This is a genomic window from Priestia sp. 179-F W1.4 NHS (assembly GCF_045369295.1).
Lineage (GTDB): Bacteria > Bacillota > Bacilli > Bacillales > Bacillaceae_H > Priestia > Priestia zanthoxyli.
Window position 1 is genome coordinate 129,692 of record NZ_JBIQFF010000004.1, and the last position, 20,376, is coordinate 150,067.

The 20,376-nt window shown below is 39.0% G+C and carries 23 protein-coding genes; all 23 read left to right on the forward strand.

All coding sequences use genetic code 11. From position 1 onward, the window contains the following. The first annotated feature begins 126 nt into the window (after positions 1-126). The 23 genes from ACH0CI_RS19175 to ACH0CI_RS19285 all read left to right on the forward strand — a co-directional run bounded on the left by ACH0CI_RS19175 (position 127) and on the right by ACH0CI_RS19285 (position 20,372). Entirely contained in the window at positions 127-1,413 is a 1,287-nt protein-coding gene (locus tag ACH0CI_RS19175; RefSeq protein ID WP_028411974.1) for a UDP-N-acetylglucosamine 1-carboxyvinyltransferase, read from the forward strand. Between the two features lie 525 nt (positions 1,414-1,938). Beyond that, entirely contained in the window at positions 1,939-3,213 is a 1,275-nt protein-coding gene (gene rho, locus ACH0CI_RS19180) for a transcription termination factor Rho (protein WP_014457752.1), read from the forward strand. A 154-nt stretch (positions 3,214-3,367) separates the two neighbouring features. Next, complete coding sequence (rpmE, locus tag ACH0CI_RS19185) at positions 3,368-3,568, forward strand: 50S ribosomal protein L31 (protein ID WP_013085477.1); 201 nt, start codon at positions 3,368-3,370, stop codon at positions 3,566-3,568. A gap of 205 nt (positions 3,569-3,773) precedes the next feature. Beyond that, positions 3,774-4,388, forward strand: coding sequence for a thymidine kinase (locus tag ACH0CI_RS19190; protein ID WP_153252841.1), 615 nt, complete (start codon positions 3,774-3,776; stop codon positions 4,386-4,388). 138 nt (positions 4,389-4,526) lie between these two features. Beyond that, positions 4,527-5,594 (forward strand): peptide chain release factor 1, encoded by a 1,068-nt coding sequence (gene prfA, locus ACH0CI_RS19195; RefSeq protein ID WP_013059820.1) that lies wholly within the window; start codon positions 4,527-4,529, stop codon positions 5,592-5,594. Beyond that, a complete protein-coding gene (prmC, locus tag ACH0CI_RS19200) occupies positions 5,594-6,445 on the forward strand; it encodes a peptide chain release factor N(5)-glutamine methyltransferase (protein ID WP_071269984.1) in 852 nt (283 codons plus the stop codon). Before prfA ends, prmC begins: the two co-directional genes overlap by 1 nt. 121 nt (positions 6,446-6,566) lie before the next feature. Beyond that, entirely contained in the window at positions 6,567-7,460 is an 894-nt protein-coding gene (gene spoIIR / locus ACH0CI_RS19205; protein WP_406902101.1) for a stage II sporulation protein R, read from the forward strand. An 85-nt stretch (positions 7,461-7,545) separates the two neighbouring features. Next, entirely contained in the window at positions 7,546-7,992 is a 447-nt protein-coding gene (locus ACH0CI_RS19210; RefSeq protein ID WP_047749577.1) for a GNAT family N-acetyltransferase, read from the forward strand. 192 nt (positions 7,993-8,184) lie between these two features. Next, positions 8,185-9,225, forward strand: coding sequence for an L-threonylcarbamoyladenylate synthase (locus ACH0CI_RS19215; RefSeq protein ID WP_406902102.1), 1,041 nt, complete (start codon positions 8,185-8,187; stop codon positions 9,223-9,225). Between the two features lie 67 nt (positions 9,226-9,292). Continuing rightward, complete coding sequence (locus ACH0CI_RS19220; RefSeq protein ID WP_028411979.1) at positions 9,293-9,853, forward strand: manganese efflux pump MntP; 561 nt, start codon at positions 9,293-9,295, stop codon at positions 9,851-9,853. Positions 9,854-10,084: 231 nt separating this feature from the next. Further along, positions 10,085-10,513, forward strand: coding sequence for a low molecular weight protein arginine phosphatase (locus ACH0CI_RS19225; RefSeq protein WP_028411980.1), 429 nt, complete (start codon positions 10,085-10,087; stop codon positions 10,511-10,513). Positions 10,514-10,592: 79 nt separating this feature from the next. After that, a complete protein-coding gene (rpiB, locus tag ACH0CI_RS19230) occupies positions 10,593-11,054 on the forward strand; it encodes a ribose 5-phosphate isomerase B (protein ID WP_028411981.1) in 462 nt (153 codons plus the stop codon). A gap of 35 nt (positions 11,055-11,089) precedes the next feature. Then, complete coding sequence (locus ACH0CI_RS19235; RefSeq protein WP_335388385.1) at positions 11,090-11,641, forward strand: TIGR01440 family protein; 552 nt, start codon at positions 11,090-11,092, stop codon at positions 11,639-11,641. A gap of 117 nt (positions 11,642-11,758) precedes the next feature. Beyond that, a complete protein-coding gene (locus ACH0CI_RS19240) occupies positions 11,759-13,003 on the forward strand; it encodes a serine hydroxymethyltransferase (RefSeq protein WP_406902103.1) in 1,245 nt (414 codons plus the stop codon). A gap of 213 nt (positions 13,004-13,216) precedes the next feature. Further along, positions 13,217-13,846, forward strand: coding sequence for a uracil phosphoribosyltransferase (gene upp / locus ACH0CI_RS19245; protein ID WP_013059810.1), 630 nt, complete (start codon positions 13,217-13,219; stop codon positions 13,844-13,846). A 22-nt stretch (positions 13,847-13,868) separates the two neighbouring features. After that, positions 13,869-15,020 (forward strand): non-hydrolyzing UDP-N-acetylglucosamine 2-epimerase, encoded by a 1,152-nt coding sequence (wecB, locus tag ACH0CI_RS19250; protein ID WP_063248427.1) that lies wholly within the window; start codon positions 13,869-13,871, stop codon positions 15,018-15,020. A gap of 67 nt (positions 15,021-15,087) precedes the next feature. Then, the gene (locus tag ACH0CI_RS19255; protein WP_335388383.1) at positions 15,088-17,280 is read left to right on the forward strand and encodes a S8 family serine peptidase; all 2,193 of its coding nucleotides are present in this window, start codon (positions 15,088-15,090) and stop codon (positions 17,278-17,280) included. A 297-nt stretch (positions 17,281-17,577) separates the two neighbouring features. Next, entirely contained in the window at positions 17,578-17,799 is a 222-nt protein-coding gene (locus tag ACH0CI_RS19260; RefSeq protein ID WP_013085464.1) for an AtpZ/AtpI family protein, read from the forward strand. A 6-nt stretch (positions 17,800-17,805) separates the two neighbouring features. Further along, complete coding sequence (locus tag ACH0CI_RS19265) at positions 17,806-18,177, forward strand: ATP synthase subunit I (protein ID WP_013059806.1); 372 nt, start codon at positions 17,806-17,808, stop codon at positions 18,175-18,177. An 18-nt stretch (positions 18,178-18,195) separates the two neighbouring features. Further along, positions 18,196-18,906 (forward strand): F0F1 ATP synthase subunit A, encoded by a 711-nt coding sequence (atpB, locus tag ACH0CI_RS19270; RefSeq protein ID WP_013059805.1) that lies wholly within the window; start codon positions 18,196-18,198, stop codon positions 18,904-18,906. Between the two features lie 90 nt (positions 18,907-18,996). Beyond that, on the forward strand, positions 18,997-19,209 hold the full coding sequence (gene atpE / locus ACH0CI_RS19275) for a F0F1 ATP synthase subunit C (RefSeq protein WP_013059804.1): 213 nt from the start codon (positions 18,997-18,999) through the stop codon (positions 19,207-19,209). A gap of 102 nt (positions 19,210-19,311) precedes the next feature. Continuing rightward, a complete protein-coding gene (locus ACH0CI_RS19280; RefSeq protein WP_335388380.1) occupies positions 19,312-19,830 on the forward strand; it encodes a F0F1 ATP synthase subunit B in 519 nt (172 codons plus the stop codon). After that, positions 19,827-20,372 (forward strand): F0F1 ATP synthase subunit delta, encoded by a 546-nt coding sequence (locus tag ACH0CI_RS19285; protein ID WP_028411987.1) that lies wholly within the window; start codon positions 19,827-19,829, stop codon positions 20,370-20,372. The genes ACH0CI_RS19280 and ACH0CI_RS19285 overlap by 4 nt, the downstream gene beginning before the upstream one ends. The last annotated feature ends 4 nt before the right edge of the window (positions 20,373-20,376 follow it).

Here is a 20,376-nt window from a genome sequence, read left to right on the forward strand (position 1 = left end):
ATTTTTTCATTTTCGTGTACACTAGTAGGTAATAGGAAAAATAACCATTCTTTTAGGTATTCTTTGTACCAAAATTTTCCTCAATTACTAGGTGAGAAACTTTCTTTCACTAGAAGGGAGCTATAAATGGAAAAGTTAAAAATACAAGGTGGCTTTACCTTAAGTGGATCCGTCCGCGTTAGTGGTGCTAAAAATAGTGCCGTTGCGCTTATTCCAGCAACAATTTTAGCCGAGTCACCTGTTACAATTGAAGGTCTGCCTGATATTTCAGACGTGCAGTTATTAGGGGATTTAGTTGAAGAAATTGGTGGGAAAGTAACCATTGATAACGACGAATTAACAGTAGATCCATCCGGAATGGTTGCAATGCCTTTACCGAACGGAAAAGTAAAAAAATTACGCGCTTCTTATTATTTAATGGGGGCGATGTTGGGACGCTTTAAAAAAGCGGTAGTTGGTCTTCCAGGAGGCTGTTACCTTGGTCCAAGACCAATCGATCAGCACATTAAAGGCTTTGAAGCTCTTGGTGCGAAAGTAACAAATGAGCAAGGAGCTATTTACATTCGAGCTGATGAACTGATTGGTGCTCGAATTTATTTAGACGTTGTGAGCGTAGGAGCAACAATCAATATCATGCTAGCTGCTGTGAGAGCAAAAGGGCGTACCGTTATCGAGAATGCTGCTAAAGAGCCTGAAATTATCGATGTAGCTACGTTACTGACAAGTATGGGTGCCCGTATTAAAGGTGCAGGGACGGACGTTATTCGAATTGATGGCGTAGATCAATTAAAAGGATGCCGTCATTCCATCATTCCAGACCGAATTGAAGCAGGCACGTATATGATTATGGGAGCGAGTATGGGAAAAGAAGTTGTTGTTGACAACGTTATCCCTCAGCACCTAGAGTCATTAACGGCTAAAATGCGGGAAATGGGTATTCATATCGAAACAAGCTCAGATCAGATTCTCGTAGCGACTCGTCAGCTGTTGAAGCCCGTAGATATTAAAACGTTAGTATATCCAGGTTTTCCAACTGATTTACAGCAGCCATTCACGACGCTTCTAACAAGAGCATCAGGTACAAGCGTTGTGACAGATACAATTTACGGTGCAAGGTTTAAGCATATTGACGAGCTGAGACGAATGAATGCATCTGTTAAGGTAGAAGGACGTTCTGCTATTATTAATGGTCCCATTCACTTACAAGGTGCACGTGTGAAAGCGTCGGACTTACGAGCAGGAGCAGCCCTTGTAACCGCAGGCTTAATGGCCAAAGGGATTACAGAAGTAACAGGTTTAGAGCACATTGACCGAGGTTACAGCCATTTAGTAGACAAGCTATCGGATTTAGGGGCAATGATTTGGCGTGAAGAGATGACTCAAGAAGAAATTGAACAATTTCAAAATTCATAGAGGCAAATTGCACAACAGTCAGGAAAGCACATTCTAGAAATGAGCCGTTAAATAAGCTACACAGGTGTAGGAACGTTCTTCTATGTCTGTGTAGCTTATATATTTATGAATAGGGTAAATAGATAAAAAGGGGAAGCTAAAAGATAAATTTCACTTCTTATTTTAACGTCCAGTTTATTTCCTTTAATGTGAAATTATGAAAAGGTTTTCCCTGCTTCTCTTAAGCTATTAAATTTCCTTTTTTTTATTCATCTTCTAAAGTAAAAAAAGATTGATTAAAAAGATAGAAAAAGGTTAGAATATAAATTGCTACGTTAAATTTATCAAGATAATATAAATGGTTTTATGTCGGAATTATTCTTCTAAAAGTGTATGGTTAATCAATTGATTCTACTTATTATACTTCAAAGGTTATATTCTCCATTTTCACAGATTTATTCCATCCATATCATCTCTCAATTTTATATTTGAATTTAATATGGGAGGAACGGTTAAAAATTATTCATTATAAAGCGTGGTGTCCTAATGAACTTAACATTATCCAGTTTAGAAAATATGAAATTAAAAGAGCTATATGAACATGCTCGTGAGTATAAAGTTTCGTACTATAGTAAATTAACGAAAAAAGAACTTGTCTTTGCTATTTTAAAGGCTCAAGCTGAACAAGATGGGCTTTTATTTATGGAAGGCGTTCTTGAAATTATTCAGTCAGAAGGATTCGGTTTCTTACGACCAATTAACTATTCACCGAGTTCAGAAGATATTTATATCTCAGCTTCACAAATTCGTCGCTTCGATCTGCGTAATGGAGACAAGGTATCGGGGAAAGTTCGTCCTCCGAAAGAAAATGAGCGCTACTACGGGTTACTGCATGTAGAAGCAGTAAACGGAGAAGACCCAGAAACGTCAAAAGAACGCGTACATTTTCCAGCACTAACCCCGATTTATCCAAATGAGCAAATGCTGCTGGAAACTCAGCCAAGAAGTTTCTCTACGCGTATTATTGACTTGATTTCACCAATTGGATTTGGGCAAAGGGGACTAATTGTTGCGCCGCCAAAGGCAGGTAAAACGATGCTGTTAAAAGAAATTGCCAATAGCATTACAACCAATCATCCTGATGCGGAATTGATTGTTCTTCTTATTGATGAGCGTCCTGAAGAAGTAACGGACATTGAGCGTTCGGTTGACGGTGATGTTGTCAGTTCTACATTTGACGAAGTGCCAGAAAATCACATTAAAGTAGCGGAACTTGTCCTTGAACGTGCGATGAGACTTGTCGAACACAAAAAAGATGTTGTCATTTTGATGGATAGCATTACAAGACTTGCTCGTGCTTATAACTTAGTTATTCCACCGAGCGGTCGTACACTATCAGGGGGTATTGATCCAGCTGCTTTTCATCGTCCAAAACGCTTCTTTGGAGCTGCGCGTAACATTGAAGATGGAGGCAGCTTAACCATTCTAGCAACAGCCTTAATTGATACAGGCTCTCGTATGGATGATGTTATTTATGAAGAATTTAAAGGTACGGGTAACATGGAACTGCATCTAGATCGTTCACTAGCTGAAAAACGTATCTTCCCTGCGATTGACATTCGTCGTTCAGGCACGCGTAAAGAAGAGCTGTTAATTCCAAAAGAGCATCTAGACCACTTATGGGCAATTCGTAAATCAATGGCAGATGCTCCTGATTTTGCAGAAAAATTCTTAAAACGTTTACGCCAAACAAAGACAAATGAAGAGTTTTTCTCGATGTTAACGGAAGAGAAAAAAACGCTTCTAGCAAATAAACGATAAGTTATAAAACATGTGGTTGCAAAAGCATACAACCCTTGTTATAATTTCATCATGTGTGTTGATAAAGTACACAGTGAAATAGTTATTATTTCATCACTATCTTTATCAATAAACTCTGTTTCAGAATGATTCAGGGCGGAAGGAGATGAAACGAATGAAAACAGGAATTCATCCAAACTATAAAACAGTTATGGTTAAATGTACTTGCGGAAACGAATTTGAAAGTGGTTCTGTAAAAGAAGAGATCCGCGTTGAGACTTGTTCTGAATGTCACCCATTCTACACTGGTCGTCAAAAATTCGCTGAAGCTGGTGGCCGTGTTGATCGCTTCAACAAAAAATACGGTCTTAAATAATCACATTGTCGAAACAAACAGGCAAGTAGCTTAACTTCTTGCCTGTTTTTTTGCTTATAAAAGTAGAAAAACAGTATCTGCTTGATAAAAAAAGTGGGTACTTTATCATAGGAATAAGATCTACATAGAAGACGTAGATTAAGTTAGTAGCGGTTCGCTCAGAAACGGAACGAGAAGAAGGGAGAGTCCCGCAGTGGTGTACGTAATGAAACAAAGCGGTTGGATAGAAGTAATTTGTGGCAGTATGTTTTCAGGGAAATCAGAAGAGTTGATTCGACGTGTGCGCCGTACGCAGTTTGCTAAACAAAAAGCACAAGTATTCAAGCCTGCAATTGATAATCGATATAGTGAAGAAGCTGTCGTTTCACATAATGGTACATCTGTTATGGCTTATTCAATCTCAGCATCGCGCGATATTTTAAAGCGAGTAAATGAAGAGACAGACGTAGTAGCGATAGACGAAGTACAGTTTTTTGACACAGATATCTTAGAAATTGTTCAATCTTTAGCAGATCAAGGCTTTCGTGTGATTGTAGCAGGATTAGACCAAGACTTCAAAGGTGAACCTTTTGGACAAATGCCGCAGTTAATGGCTATTGCAGAATCGGTAACAAAGCTACAGGCCGTATGCGCTTCATGTGGCTCTCCTGCGAGCCGTACGCAGCGTTTGATTAACGGTGAGCCTGCTTCTTATGACGACCCTATTATTTTAGTCGGTGCGTCTGAATCGTACGAACCAAGATGTCGTCATTGCCACGTTGTGCAAAAGTCCAAAGGACAGGCTGTGTCTGTGGACTCAAGCGAAATGGTCGAAAAATAAAGCAAGAATTTTATGATGATAAAAACAGAACGCGCAGTTCTGTTTTTTTGTTCATATACGTGTATTAACAAGGTTTTGACTCTATTTTAAAGCTATACTATAATTACAATGTTATGGATAAAGAATGAGGTGAATGACGTGTTTGATCGTTTAGAAGCGGTAGAGGCGCGCTATGAGAAGTTAAACGAACTTCTGAGCGACCCTGAGATCGTAAACAACCCCTCTAAGTTGAGAGAATATTCGAAGGAACAATCAGATATACAACAAACGGTAGCCGCTTATCAGGAATACAAAGATGTAAAAGAGCAGTTATCAGAAGCGAAAACGATGCTTGAAGATAAGCTTGATGCAGATATGCGCGACATGGTAAAAGAAGAAATTGCCGAGTTAGAAACGCAGCAAGAAGAGCTAGTTGAAAAGCTACGTATTTTATTAATTCCAAAAGATCCAAACGATGATAAAAACGTAATCATGGAGGTTCGCGGAGCGGCTGGTGGAGATGAAGCAGCATTATTTGCAGCTAATTTGTACCGCATGTATTCGCGCTTTGCTGAATCACAAGGCTGGAAAACGGAAGTAATGGAAGCAACGACTACTGGAGTAGGTGGTTATAAAGAAATTATCTTTATGATTAATGGTAAAGGTGCGTATTCAAAGATGAAATTTGAAAACGGTGCACACCGTGTTCAACGCGTTCCTGAAACAGAATCAGGCGGTCGTATTCATACATCTACAGCAACGGTAGCATGTCTTCCTGAAGCGGAAGAAGTTGAAGTGGACATTCATGAAAAAGACATCCGTGTAGATACATTTGCTTCAAGTGGACCTGGTGGCCAAAGTGTTAATACGACGATGTCGGCAGTTCGTTTAACACATTTACCAACGAATACAGTGGTATCATGTCAAGATGAAAAGTCTCAAATTAAAAATAAAGAAAAAGCAATGAAAGTATTGCGTGCTCGCGTGTACGACAAGTTCCAGCGAGAAGCACAAGCAGAGTACGATGCAACGCGCAAACAAGCAGTTGGATCAGGAGATCGCTCTGAGCGTATCCGTACGTATAACTTCCCGCAAAATCGCGTAACGGACCACCGTATTGGTCTGACGATTCAAAAGCTAGATCAAATCTTAGAAGGCAAGCTTGATGAAATCATCGATGCATTAGTAATGGAAGACCAAGCGCGCCGAATGGAAGATTCGAACTAATGAAAGTATTTGAAGCCCTTAAGTGGGCTTCTTCTTTTTTGAAAGAGGCAAAGCGAGATGAAAACGCGGGAGAACTCTTGCTTCGCCATCACTTACAGATGACGAGAACTCATTTGCTAGGTGCTCTGCAGGAAGAACTAGAAGAAGAAACGCTAAAAAGATTTGAACAAGATGTTCATGCTCATAAAGCAGGGGTGCCTGTACAATATCTCATTGGGACGGAAGAATTTTACGGACGTTCATTTATTGTAAACGAACATGTATTAATTCCAAGACCCGAAACAGAAGAGCTTGTATACGGAATGATTTCTCGAATAAAAAAAGAATTTCAACACCAGCCTATTGAGCTTGTCGATATCGGAACGGGAAGTGGAGCAATTGCTATCACTTTAGCTTTGGAGCTTGAAAGCGTCAATGTTACAGCAACAGATATAGCTATAGAATCTCTAAATGTAGCCAAGCAAAATGCCCAAAACCTGGACGCTGCTGTCACGTTTATACAGGGAGATCTATTACAACCATTTCTATCATCGAATCAGAAATTTGATGTAATTGTGTCTAATCCGCCTTATATTCCAGCAGATGATGAATTGTCCACAGTTGTAAAAGATCATGAGCCAAACCGAGCTCTTTTTGGTGGGAAAGATGGCCTGGATTTTTATCGACGTTTCATGGAAGAGTTGCCATATGTAACGAAGTCAAATAGTATTATTGGATTTGAAGTCGGGGCCGGACAGACAAAAGATGTAGCTAAGATGCTGCAAAAAACGTTTCCGACAGCTTTTGTAGAATGTGTATATGATATTAACGGAAAAGATCGAATGGTTTTTGCACAACTTCGTGAGAACTAAAAAAATCAGAGGGAATGATTTTCCCTTTGATTTTTGAAAATCATTTATTTTTTTACTAAATTACTAGTTTAAGATATCTTGCTTTCGGCCATACTGTTCCTATGAAAGGGCGGTGGCCGAAATGAAGAAATATGCTATCATTTATTTTATTTTATTAATTATTGGAGCAAATGCTCAACTTATATATACACATAACCAAGTGCAGGCAGATCAGCCTGCAGTCATTCCAGACGAGGCAATTCGACTGCGTATTTTAGCGAACAGCGACGGTGAAAAAGATCAGTACGTAAAACGTCTGATTCGTGACCGTGTGAACGAACAAATTACAGAATGGGTAAAAGATTTAACATCTGTAACTGTAGCTCGAAAAACAATTAAAGAAAATTTGCCAGCGCTTGAGACAATTGCGAAAGAAGTGCTAAAAGAAGAAGGCGTAAATGAATCTGTTCACGTTAAATTCGGAAAAGTAGAGTTTCCTACTAAGTTGTACGGTCAGTTTTTATATCCAGCAGGTGAGTATGAAGCCGTGCTTATTACTCTTGGTAAAGGAGAAGGAGCAAACTGGTGGTGTGTACTATTTCCTCCTTTATGCTTCTTAGATTTTTCAAACGGTGAAGCGGTAAAAGCGCCAGAGCCATCTGAAGAAGAACCAAAGGCAGAAAAAGAAAAACCAGCAGCTTCTGAATTAAAATCTGCAGACAAAACAGATGATACGTCGGCTGAAAGTAAAGAACCCGCAGTGAAGACAGAAATTCAATCTGCAACTATTACATCGGATTCTATTAAGCAGAAAGCTGAGGAACCTTCTCAACCAATGGCATCTTCTAAAGAAGCAGCTGCAAAGGATACAAGCAACACAGCGAAAGAAGAAACAAGCGCTAAGGCTGAGAAAAAGGAAAGTAAGGAAGCTGAAAAGTCTGTTTCATCTAAGAAAAAAGCTGATGCTAAATCGAAAGAAGATTCTGTAGAAGTTAAGTTTTTTGTAGTAGAATGGGTATCGTCCGTATTTAATTAATAGAATCATTAAAAATAAAATTCAGTTCTACTTTTTTTAACCATCTCATAGATTTGTTACTAGAAAACAAGTTGAGGTGATTAAAATGAGAGAACAATTAAAAATTGCCAGTAAAAATGATTATATTCGAATTCAGAAGTTTTTACAAAAAGCGGGTATTAGCACAGCGGGTGTAGAAGAACATATTCATCAATTTGTCATCATGGAAAGTGATGAAGGCGAGCTGCTAGCAACAGTTGGGTTTGAAAAAGAAGGCATGGACGGAATTCTTCGCTCCCTTGTCGTGTCACCTTCTTTGATGCAATCTGATATTCTGCTGCTATTTAAAAGTATCGTTCAGCTGGCTCAAAAGCATGGTGTGAAGCAACTATATTTACTAACAAATAAGGCATCCTCTCTGCATTTTTTTCAAATGATGAATTTTCAGCAAACATCTTATAGTGCTCTACCTGATTTGTTAAAAGAACATTCGTATTTAAAACAGTTACCAAATCCTAAGGATGTCTACGTGATGTTTTATGCAGCTAGTTAAAAGGAAATGTGGATAAATCATTTTAATGGGGTATCCACAATGTTATTCACAAAAATCTAAGCTTTATCCACATTTTGTGGATAAAGCTTGTTTGCTGATATAATGAATGCATGTATTTTACTATTTTTGATACATATTGTACTTTTAAAGTAAAAAAAACCTAGATATAGAAAGAAAAAGGAGTTGAAGAAGATGGAAACTAAGTTATGGGTTGTGGGTAATTTTATGAACGAAAAAGATATTTATCCACAGATAGAAGAAGCAGCAGATTTGTTGCGCAACCACGAAGTGGTTGCTTTTCCTACAGAGACGGTGTATGGATTAGGAGGAGATGCAACATCGGATAAAGCTGTGGATAAAATTTTTGCAGCGAAAGGACGTCCTAGTGATAACCCTCTTATTGTTCATATTGGAGATAAAGAGCAGCTGCATACATTTGTAGAGTCAATTCCTTCAAAAGCAGAGAAAGTGATTGATGCTTTTTGGCCAGGTCCTCTTACCGTGATATTACCTAAAAAAGATCAAGTTTCAGATAAGGTTACGGCTGGTTTAAACAGCATTGCAGTGAGAATGCCATCACATCCGGTAGCTCTTGCATTATTGAAAAAAGTGGCTTTGCCTATCGCGGCTCCTAGTGCAAACCTCTCCGGCAAGCCAAGCCCCACTTTAGCTCACCACGTGATGAATGATTTAGAAGGGCGTATTAGCGGAGTTGTAGACGGAGGAGCGACAGGGGTAGGAGTAGAGTCGACTGTCCTTGATTGTACCGAAGAGATTCCTATTATTTTACGTCCAGGCGGCATTACTCAGAAAGAGTTGGAAAGTGTAATTGGTCCCGTAAAAGTAGATCGAGCGTTAATAAGTGATAAAGAAGCGCCAAAATCTCCAGGTATGAAATATACGCATTACGCACCTGATGCACCGCTTGTCATTGTTGACGGCAGTTCAGATTTTTTCCAATCTATTATTGATCACTATCAAGATCAGGGTAAGCGAGTAGGGGTATTAACGACATCTGAACATGAAAATGTGTATAAAGCTGATGCCGTCATTACATGTGGATCTCGCTCAAATTTAGAGACGGTTGCTAGCCACTTATATGAGTCTCTTCGTTCATTTAATGAGTGCGATGTAGATATTATCGTTAGTGAAAGTTTTTCTGAAGAAGGAGTCGGTCATGCCGTTATGAATCGATTAATGAAAGCTGCAGGACATCACGTGATTAAGCAATAAAATTCATCTTCTAAACCTTTTCGAATGTGCATATTTTGAAATAGGAGCACGTCCGAGGAGGGTAAAGATGAATGTATCTCAGTTAATTAGTGAAATGATCACGTTAGTCATTATGGCGTTTGCCTTAGGAATGGATGCTTTCTCAGTTGGTTTGGGAATGGGGTTAATTCGTTTACGCTTTCGCCAAATTTTCTACATTGGTGTTGTTATCGGTATATTTCATATTTGGATGCCGCTATTGGGCATGTTTATTGGACGACTTTTGTCTGATAAACTTGGAATGTTTGCTACCTATGGCGGTGGAATTTTATTGCTGATTCTTGGGGCGCAGATGATTTATTCCTCCTTTAAGCATGACGATACGCCGTTCATCAAACCAGTTGGCTTTGGACTGTTATTTTTTGCGCTCAGCGTGAGTCTAGATAGTTTTTCTGTTGGACTTAGCTTAGGTATTTTTGGGGCAAGAACGTTTTTGACCATTATTGTTTTTGGCGTAGTGAGTATGCTATTAACTTGGTTAGGACTGTTGCTCGGCAGAAGAGTACAAGGCTGGCTTGGTTCATATAGTGAGGCACTGGGCGGGAGCATTTTATTAGCTTTTGGCATCAAATTGCTATTACCTTTTTAACTATATATAAATAGGTAAAGGATCATGACCATGCAGGTTATGGTCTTTTTTTGCTTCTTTTAGATTACAGCAATAAAAAAAGGAAAGCGAAGGTGTTTTTTTCAAGATAAATAAAGAGATTATGGATAAAAAATACCCAAAAAAGCTAACTGGATTTATGCAAGCAATAGAGATACAATAGGGTGGAATATCAACATAGTCGCACATAGTGAAAGCAAGGGAGGATGTATCTTGAAAAACATCTTATTTGTATGTACAGGAAACACGTGCCGCAGCCCTATGGCAGAAGCGTTGCTGAAAGCTAAAAAAATAGATGGAATAAACGTGAAGTCTGCAGGTGTATTCGCTTCAAATGGAAGTGAAGCTTCTGTTCATGCACAAGTTGCCCTTCAACAGAAAGGCATAGCTTGTTCTCATGCTTCGGCAGCATTAACGGAAGAACAATTGATGTGGGCTACTTATATTTTTACGATGACGGAGCAGCATAAAATGCTAATTTTGAACCAAGCTCCATACGTAAGTGATAAATTATTTACGCTAAAAGAATTTGCCGGCGAGCAAGGTGAAGTATCTGATCCGTTTGGCGGATCATTACAGACGTACGAACAGACTTTAGAAGAGTTAGAGCGTATGATTAACAAAATAGTCGACAAATTATAAAAGGTCCCATAAATTTTTGCAGACTTAAACTGAACAAAAATTAATAGAAGATGAAGGTATGTATGAGGAGGAAACAAAGATGAAAGTAGCTATTGCATCTGACCACGGCGGTATAAATTTACGACAGGAAATTATCTCTTTAATGGAAGAATTAAATATTGAATATGTGGATTTAGGGTGTGAATGCTCAGCATCTGTCGATTATCCGGATTATGCACTTCCTGTTGCTCAAAAAGTGGCGAGCCAAGAAGTAAGTCGAGGCATTCTTATTTGCGGAACAGGCATCGGTATGAGCATAGCAGCTAATAAAGTAAAGGGAATTCGCTGCGCTCTAGTGCATGATACGTTTAGTGCGAAAGCCACAAGAGAACATAATGATAGCAACATTTTAGCAATGGGTGAACGCGTCATTGGGCCGGGACTTGCACGTGAAATTGCGAAAATTTGGTTAACGACAGAATTTGAAGGCGGGCGACATGAAAATCGCGTGAATAAAATTAAACAGTATGAGCAGCAAAGTGATGCAACAGTAACGGCATAATGTGAACGTATTCAATGGAAGAAAGGAAGAAAAACGTGTCTGAACTTACGAAATGGAAAGAGCAGTTGGAAACAGTTTTATCTGATTTTTCAGCACAAGTGCAGTTATCTTCAGAACATACACTTGTCATTGGATGCAGTACAAGCGAGGTAATTGGTGAAAAAATAGGAACCGCAGGCGCAATGGAAGTTGCAGAAATGATCTTTGATACACTAGCAGATTTTCGAAAAAAAACGGGTGTCCACTTAGCATTTCAATGCTGTGAACATCTTAATCGAGCACTGGTAGTAGAAAGAGAATTAGCTCGTAAAGAACGCTTAGAAATCGTTAGTGTTGTTCCTATTCATAAAGCAGGTGGAGCGATGGCTACACAGGCCTATGGCCAGCTTAAAGATCCTGTTTTAGTAGAGTTTATTAAAGCTGATGCTGGGATTGATATTGGAGATACATTCATTGGTATGCATTTAAAGCATGTCGCAGTACCCGTTCGTTGTACGTTTAACGCAGTTGGACACGCTCATGTTACTTTAGCAAAGACGCGTCCAAAACTAATCGGTGGAATGAGAGCGTTTTACGAACTTTCGTAATTAAATATATTAAAATAATACACATTTTTTCTTTTTTATTCTAAATAAATCATGTTACAATGTAGTTGAATTAACAAATAACGAACATTGCGAATACGAAACGAGGAGAGGATTTTGATGGAGAAACAACTAATGCAACAAGATCCAGCAGTTTATAATGCGATCAAGGATGAATTACAAAGACAACGTACTAAGATTGAGCTAATTGCTTCAGAAAACTTTGTAACAACAGCGGTAATGGAAGCACAAGGTTCAGTTTTAACAAATAAATATGCTGAAGGCTATCCAGCTAAACGTTACTACGGTGGTTGTGAACACGTGGATGTAGTAGAAGACTTAGCTCGTGATCGTGCAAAAGAAATTTTCGGAGCAGAGCACGTGAACGTTCAACCTCACTCAGGTGCACAAGCAAACATGGCTGTATACTTCACTGTTTTAGAGGCTGGAGACACAGTACTTGGTATGAATTTATCGCACGGCGGTCACTTAACGCACGGAAGTCCTGTTAACTTTAGTGGTGTTCAGTACAATTTCATCGAATATGGTGTAGATCGCGAAACACATCGCATTAACTACGATGACGTATTAGAAAAAGCTCGTACACACAAACCAAAATTAATTGTGGCTGGTGCAAGCGCATATCCACGCGCAATCGACTTCAAGCGTTTCCGTGAAATCGCTGATGAAGTAGGCGCTTATTTAATGGTAGACATGGCTCATATTGCTGGTCTAGTAGCTGCAGGACTTCATCAAAATCCTGTGCCACATGCTCATTTCGTTACAACTACAACACATAAAACACTACGCGGACCACGCGGCGGTATGATTTTATGTAAAGAAGAATTTGCGAAAAAGATTGATAAGTCGATCTTCCCTGGTATTCAAGGTGGTCCATTGATGCACGTTATCGCTGCAAAAGCAGTAGCATTTGGTGAAGCATTACAAGATGAGTTTAAGCACTATGCTCAAAATATCATCGACAATGCTAATCGTTTAGCAGAAGGATTAAAGAAAGAAGGATTTGCTCTTGTATCTGAAGGAACAGACAATCACCTTGTGTTAATCGACGTAAGCTCAATGAATTTGACAGGTAAAGTAGCTGAAAAAGCGCTTGATGATGTAGGTATTACAACAAACAAAAATACAATTCCTTATGATGAGCAAAGCCCATTTGTAACAAGCGGTATCCGTATTGGTACAGCTGCGGTTACAACTCGCGGATTTGGCTTAGAAGAGATGGATGAAATTGCTTCTATCATCGGATTAACGCTTAAAAATATTGAAGGTGAAGAAAAGTTAGCTGAAGCTAAAACACGCGTTGAAGCTTTAACAAGCAAGTTTGAAATGTATAAATCACTTTAAGAGAGACAGGCCTTTGTGCCTGTTTTTTTATGGAGAAAGTGGTAGCAATCCAATCATTTTTTGAATAATGCTTGAACTCAAAAACTTTTTTCTGTAAAATGAATGCAATGTATAAATTTAATTAGCAAGAGATATGTTTTTACTAGTACGTACCATTCAATTCGTTGAATGGTATTTTAATGTGTACATCTTTATATATAAGGAGAGATATCAATGGGCAAAGTATACGTATTTGATCACCCGCTTATTCAACACAAATTAACTTACATACGCGATGTAAAAACGGGAACGAAAGAGTTTCGTGAATTAGTTGATGAAGTGGCAAGCTTAATGGCTTTTGAAGCAACACGTGATTTACCGCTAGAAGATGTTGAAATTGAAACACCGGTTTGCAAAACAAAGTCAAAAGTTATTGCAGGGAAAAAGCTTGGTATCGTTCCAATTCTTCGTGCTGGTATCGGCATGGTAGATGGATTTTTAAAACTAATGCCAGCTGCTAAAGTTGGACACGTTGGCTTATATCGTGATCCAGAAACATTACAGCCTGTTGAATATTATGTAAAGCTACCTAATGATGTAGAAGAGCGTGACTTTATTGTAGTAGATCCTATGCTTGCAACAGGAGGGTCAGCTGTAGAAGCAATCAACTCTCTGAAAAAAAGAGGCGCTAAAAACATTAAATTTATGTGTTTAATTGCTGCTCCTGAAGGCGTGGAAATTGTAAAAGAAGCACACCCTGACGTAGATATTTACATTGCAGCATTAGATGAAAAATTAAATGACCATGGATATATTGTTCCAGGTTTAGGTGATGCAGGGGATCGTTTATTCGGTACAAAATAATTTGTAGATTTGGGTGATGAACATGAAGCAGCCAATTAAAGTAATGACGATATTCGGGACAAGACCAGAAGCAATTAAAATGGCTCCTCTAGTATTAGAGCTTAAAAAGCGACCAGAAGAGTTCGAAGCAATTGTTACAGTAACGGCTCAGCACCGTGAAATGTTAGACCAAGTATTGAGCATCTTTGACATTCAGCCTGACTATGACCTGAACATTATGAAGGATCGCCAAACCCTTATGGACGTAACGACCAGAGGATTACAAGGCTTGGACGACGTAATGAAAAAAGTAAAGCCGGACATGGTACTTGTACACGGTGATACAACTACGACGTTTATTGCTGGGCTAGCAGCTTTTTATAATCAGATTCAGGTCGGGCATGTTGAAGCAGGTTTGCGCACATGGAATAAATATTCTCCATACCCGGAAGAAATGAACCGTCAGCTTACAGGTGTTCTCGCTGATTTGCACTTTGCTCCAACAGATAAGTCTGCAGCTAATTTGCAAGCAGAGAACAAAAAAGAAGAGCGAATCTTTGTGACTGGAAATACAGCTATCGATGCGTTAAAAACAACAGTAAAAGAGACATATGAGCATGAAGTGTTAACGAAATTGGGAGATGATCGTCTTATTTTGTTAACGGCACATCGCCGCGAAAATTTAGGCGAACCAATGAAAAATATGTTCCGTGCTGTTAAGCGTATTGTAGATGAACATGAAGATGTGCAAGTTGTGTATCCTGTTCATTTGAATCCAGTAGTTAGAGAAACAGCAAACGATATCTTAGGAAATGACCCGCGCATTCATTTAATTGAACCATTAGATGTAATTGACTTCCATAACTTCGCTGAGCGCGCTCATATTATTTTGACAGATTCGGGCGGTGTTCAAGAAGAAGCTCCTTCATTAGGCGTACCTGTATTGGTACTTCGCGATACAACAGAGCGCCCGGAAGGAATTGAAGCAGGAACGCTCAAACTAGCAGGCACGGAAGAAGAAACGATTTATACGCTAGCAAAAGAGCTGTTAATAGATGAAGGCGTATATAAGCAAATGTCACAAGCATCGAATCCTTACGGAGACGGCTTAGCTTCTAAACGCATTTGTGATGCTATTAGCTACTATTTCAACCGCCGTGAAAACAGACCGGAAGCTTTTAATCCGCTTTCGTAAGATTTCTAAACACCTTTCACATGAAAAGCGTCTCTTTGAGACACGATAGTGTGAGAGGTGTTTTTTTATGTGGATTAAATGGTTAATGATTAGCTTTATATTGGGGAGTGGGGGAGGGCAAATGTCGCTCAATCCGACATTTCCTTCTATAAAACAAGAAATGAATCATCAGGAAAAATCAATCATTGTGATGATTAAAAAAGAAAAATTCACGAAATTTAAAAGTCAGCTACAAAAAAATTATCCTAATATAAAGATTAAGAGCGAATTTCACACGGTGTTTACAGGACTTTCATTAAACGGCTCCATCTCGGATTTGGAAAAACTATCTCAGAATCCATCTATTATTAGTTCACATTCTATTAAAAACTATCAGGTTACAGAAGAAAATAGCGTAACGTTCATTGGCTCAGAACAGGTAAGAGGCTTGTTTGATACTCACAATCAGCGTTTAACAGGAAAAGGGATCAAAGTAGGTGTTATCGATACGGGGGTTGATTATTCTCACCCTGATTTAAAACAAACCTACAGAGGGGGTTACGATGTAATAGATGAAGATTATGAGCCGATGGAAACCACTCGTGAGCAAGGAGAACCGACTCTGCACGGTACTCATGTAGCTGGTATTATTGCAGCGAATGGGAATATTAAAGGCGTAGCACCTCAAGCGGAAATCTATGCATACCGAGCTCTTGGACCTGGAGGAGCTGGAACGTCTGAAAGTGTTATTCTAGCTATTGAAAAAGCAATTCAAGATGATGTAGATATTATTAATTTATCATTAGGAAATGATGTGAATGGCCCTGATTTACCAACAAGCTTAGCGTTAGATCGAGCTGTTGAAAAAGGAATTGTAACGGTTACATCTAGCGGCAATTCAGGTCCAGGTTTATGGACGGTGGGCTCTCCGGGTACAGCGGGAAAAGCTATTTCCGTTGGCGCTTCTGTTTCTCCGACAACAGTTCAATTTCTAACAATTGGATTTAACAAAGAAAAAATTATGATGGCACCAGTAGAAGGGTCTCGTCCATGGACGTTTAATCAAACGCTGCGTGTAATAAATGAAGAAGATTCCAAAGAGCAAAAGCATGCGTCGGGTAACGTCATTTTGCTAAAAGCAGAAGGAAATGCGGTTCAAAAAAAGATTAAACAAGCTGAACAGGCGGGAGCAAAAGCGGTTATTTTATATAGCCCGACAGAAAAAAGCATAGTCAGTAAACTAAAAGAGTCAGTAAATATTCCCGTGATATGGGTAAGTAAAAAAAGCGGTGACACCATTAGCCAACACATTCAGTCTCAACAACCGTACTTACGCACTGGGCAGCAAGTGGTGCAAGACTTGCTCACATCTTTCAGTTCAAGAGGGCCTGTAACGACTACTTGGGGAATCAAACCAGACGTCGTCGCACCAGGTTACTTCATTAATAGTACAGTTCCTGGAGGATATGAACGCATGCATGGCACAAGTATGGCTGCGCCCCATGTAGCTGGAGCGTGTGCGCTGATTTTACAAGCTCACCCGAACTGGTCTCCTGAACAAGTCAAAGCTTCATTGATGAACACCAGTAAAGTAATGAAGCAGCTAAACGGTCAAACGTATCGCGTATATGAACAAGGAGCGGGAAGAATTCAAATAGCAAAAGCCGTCACAGCAGAATCTTTGTTTTATCCATCTTCTTTATCTTTTGGTATTTTTACGCGTCCATCAAAGAAAGTTTTATCTTTTAAAATTGATAACCAGTCTGATAAAGCAAAAACGTATCGCTTAAACGTTCCAAAAAGGGATGAAGGAGTGAACTGGGATGTTCCATTACCCGTCACGGTGCCACCCCGTCAGACAAAAGAGATAGCTGTCACTTTATCGGTGCAGCCCCGTTTTAAAAATAAAGGTATATATGACGGATATTTGGAAATAAATGATTCACGTGAAACATTTTCGCTTCCCTATATGTATATGATTAGCATTCCAGATTATCCTCGTGTCATGGGATTGCAAGTAGCAGCGGAAAAAGAGAAAAATACGTATAGCTATGAACTGTTTTTGCCTGAAGGAGCAGATCAGTTAGGCGTCGCTCTTTTTGATAAGCAGTCTTTACAGTTTGTATCGTATTTAGATGTTGACGTGGATGTAGAAAGAGGCATGAGAAAACGAAAAATAACGATTGATGAATCGCTTGTACCAGGAGTGTACCAAATATTTGCATTTGTGAAAAAGCATAGACAAGAGCAGGTTGTACACAGTACAATAACGATTGAATGAACCTCTTTAAATGTTTTCATTTGAAGAGGTTTTATGTGTGGCAGAAATGTGAACAATAAGAAGAGATTGTGAAGTTTTTAGCTTAAACACATTGACATTAAATATACGCTATTGTATGCTTACAGGGAATATAAATGATAAGGTTTTCAACCTGTGAAAACCGTTGATATTTCTGCGTATTTTATTAGCTGTTTTTACCTTTTTTAGCAATTTTTTTTGCCTTTCTATCATATATTGAGCTATGAAAACGATAGAGAATTCGGAAAAAAGAAAATTTTGCAAAAGGGGTATGAGCTTATGAAAGATCGCAACCGTCATCCTTTGCAAGCGATGGCATTAGTGTCAATCATTCTATCACAGTTAGCAGGTTCAGTCTTAATTGGCTTATTCTCTGGAAGATGGGCTGATCAATGGCTTGACACCGAACCACTATTTTTGATTTTAGGCCTTCTTTCAGGGCTAGCAGCAGGTGTTTTTATGATGCTGCGGACAGTCCACCATTTTTTTTCAGGAGATTAATAATTCATGCAGGATTTGCAGCACGTTTTTCCAAGACTTCGTTCATACATATTGTATTTGTTAGCATTATACGTTCTCGGCTGGGGATTTACAAGTTATAAGGCTGTTTTTGCAGGTTTAATTTTAGGAACCGCCCTGAGTTTGTATAATTTGTGGAACTTAGTAAGAAAGTTTGAGCAGTTTGGACAGGCGTTGGATGAGGGGAAAAAGCCCCGTTCAATTGGGACTGTTGTAAGATTTGCAACAGCTGCTCTCGCAGTTGTGATTACCATCTCTTATCCAAAAACCTTTCATATTATTAGTGTAGTTGTGGGATTAATGACGTATTATGTTGTCATTATCATAGATTTAGTTGTTCAAAATATGCGTAGAAGATAGAAAGAGAGGTGAACACAGTTGGGTCATGAATCACCAACTATAGAGTTTCTAGGCCTTACTTTTAGTCAAAGTAACTTGCTTATGGTTACCGTAGCTTCTGTTATTGTATTCTTAATTGCAGTTTTATGTACTCGTACTCTTGCTATGAAGCCAAGCGGTGCACAAAACTTTATTGAATGGGTCTTAGATTTTGTTAAAGGACTCGTTAATAGCAATATGGATTGGAAAACAGGTGGCCGCTTTTTGACGCTAGGTGTAACTTTACTTATGTACATTTTTGTGTCAAATATGTTGGGTCTTCCATTCGCCATCGTGATTGACCATAACTTATGGTGGAAATCGCCAACCGCTGATCCAGCAATTACGCTGACGTTAGCCGTTATGGTAGTTGTACTATCACATTATTATGGTATTAAAATGCGAGGTTTCTCTGCATACACGAAAGATTACTTCAAGCCAATGGCATTTTTATTCCCGCTTAAGATTATCGAGGAGTTTGCCAATACGTTAACGCTTGGCCTTCGTCTTTACGGTAATATTTATGCTGGGGAAATTTTGTTAAGCTTGCTAGCTGGTTTAGCAACAACAGGCTTCCTAGGTACAATTGGAGCTGCTATCCCAATGCTTTTATGGCAAGGATTCAGTATTTTTGTAGGCGCAATTCAGGCCTTCATTTTCACAATGTTAACGATGGTTTATTTATCTCACAAAGTGAGTAGCGACCATTAATTTATAAAGCTTTGTTCAAGTAATACCCAATTTGGACAAAACAAAACTTAGTTAAACAAAATCATATATATTAAGGGAGGACTTTATAAAATGGGTTTAATAGCATCTGCAATTGCGATTGGTTTAGCGGCACTAGGTGCTGGTATTGGTAACGGTCTTATCGTTTCTAAGACGATTGAAGGCACAGCTCGCCAACCAGAAGCACGTGGTACATTAACTTCAATGATGTTCGTTGGGGTTGCCTTAGTTGAGGCGCTTCCAATTATCGCCGTAGTTATTGCATTCATGGTACAAGGTAAATAATAATGTGTTACATGTGGCGAAGATCATTCAAAAGAACCTTCGCCATTACTTTATGTCTTTAAGAAGTAAATTATATATGTGGAGTCTCTGAAGGGAGTGAACATGGCCGTGTCGAACATGTTTGTGTTAGGAGCAGCAGGCATTAATGGTGGAGATATTCTTTTCCAATTAGTGATGTTCCTTATCCTACTTGCGTTACTTCAAAAATTTGCGTTTGGTCCTGTAATGGGAATCATGAAAAAACGTGAAGAGCATATTGCCGGTGAGATTGATGAAGCAGAAAAGCAAAATGAGGAAGCGAAGAAGCTTGTTGAAGAGCAGCGTGAAATCTTAAAGCAATCTCGTCAAGAAGTGCAAGTAATGATGGAAAACGCTAGAAAGTCTGCAGAAGATAAAAAAGAAGAAATCATTGCAGCAGCACGCGAAGAGTCTGAGCGTCTAAAAGTTGCAGCAAAACAAGAAATCGAACAGCAAAAAGATCAAGCAGTTGCTGCGTTACGTGAGCAAGTTGCTTCATTATCTGTTTTAATTGCGTCGAAAGTTATTGAAAAAGAACTTTCTGAACAAGATCAAGAGAAGTTAATTCATGAATATATCCAAGAAGTAGGGGATGTACGATGAGTCAACCAGCTGTAGCCAAGCGCTATGCACTAGCTCTTTTTCAATTAGCAACAGAAAAACAGATGATCGATGAAATGCAAGACCAGCTACAAATCGTTGAAGAGGTGTTTGCTAAAACACCTGAATTAATGGATGTATTAACTCATCCAAAAATTACAATTGAGCGAAAAAAACAGTTTGTAAGTGAGGCATTTGCTGAACTTTCACCAACTGTTCAACATACGGTTCTTCTATTATTAGAGCGTCACCGCATTCAAATTGTTAGCCAAATGGTGCAAGAGTATCGTTTCCTAGCGAACGAAGTACGTGGCGTGGCAGACGCAACTGTTTATTCTGTCAAACCTTTAAGCGCAGATGAGAAACGAGCAATCTCGCAATCATTTGCTTCAAAAGTTGGAAAACATACGTTAAATATTTCAAATGTAGTAGATAAAAGCCTAATCGGCGGCGTGAAGCTTCGCATTGGTAATCGTATCTATGATGGCAGCATTAGCAGCAAATTAGAAACGATCCACCGAGGACTTCTTGCACACAGATCGTAGATAG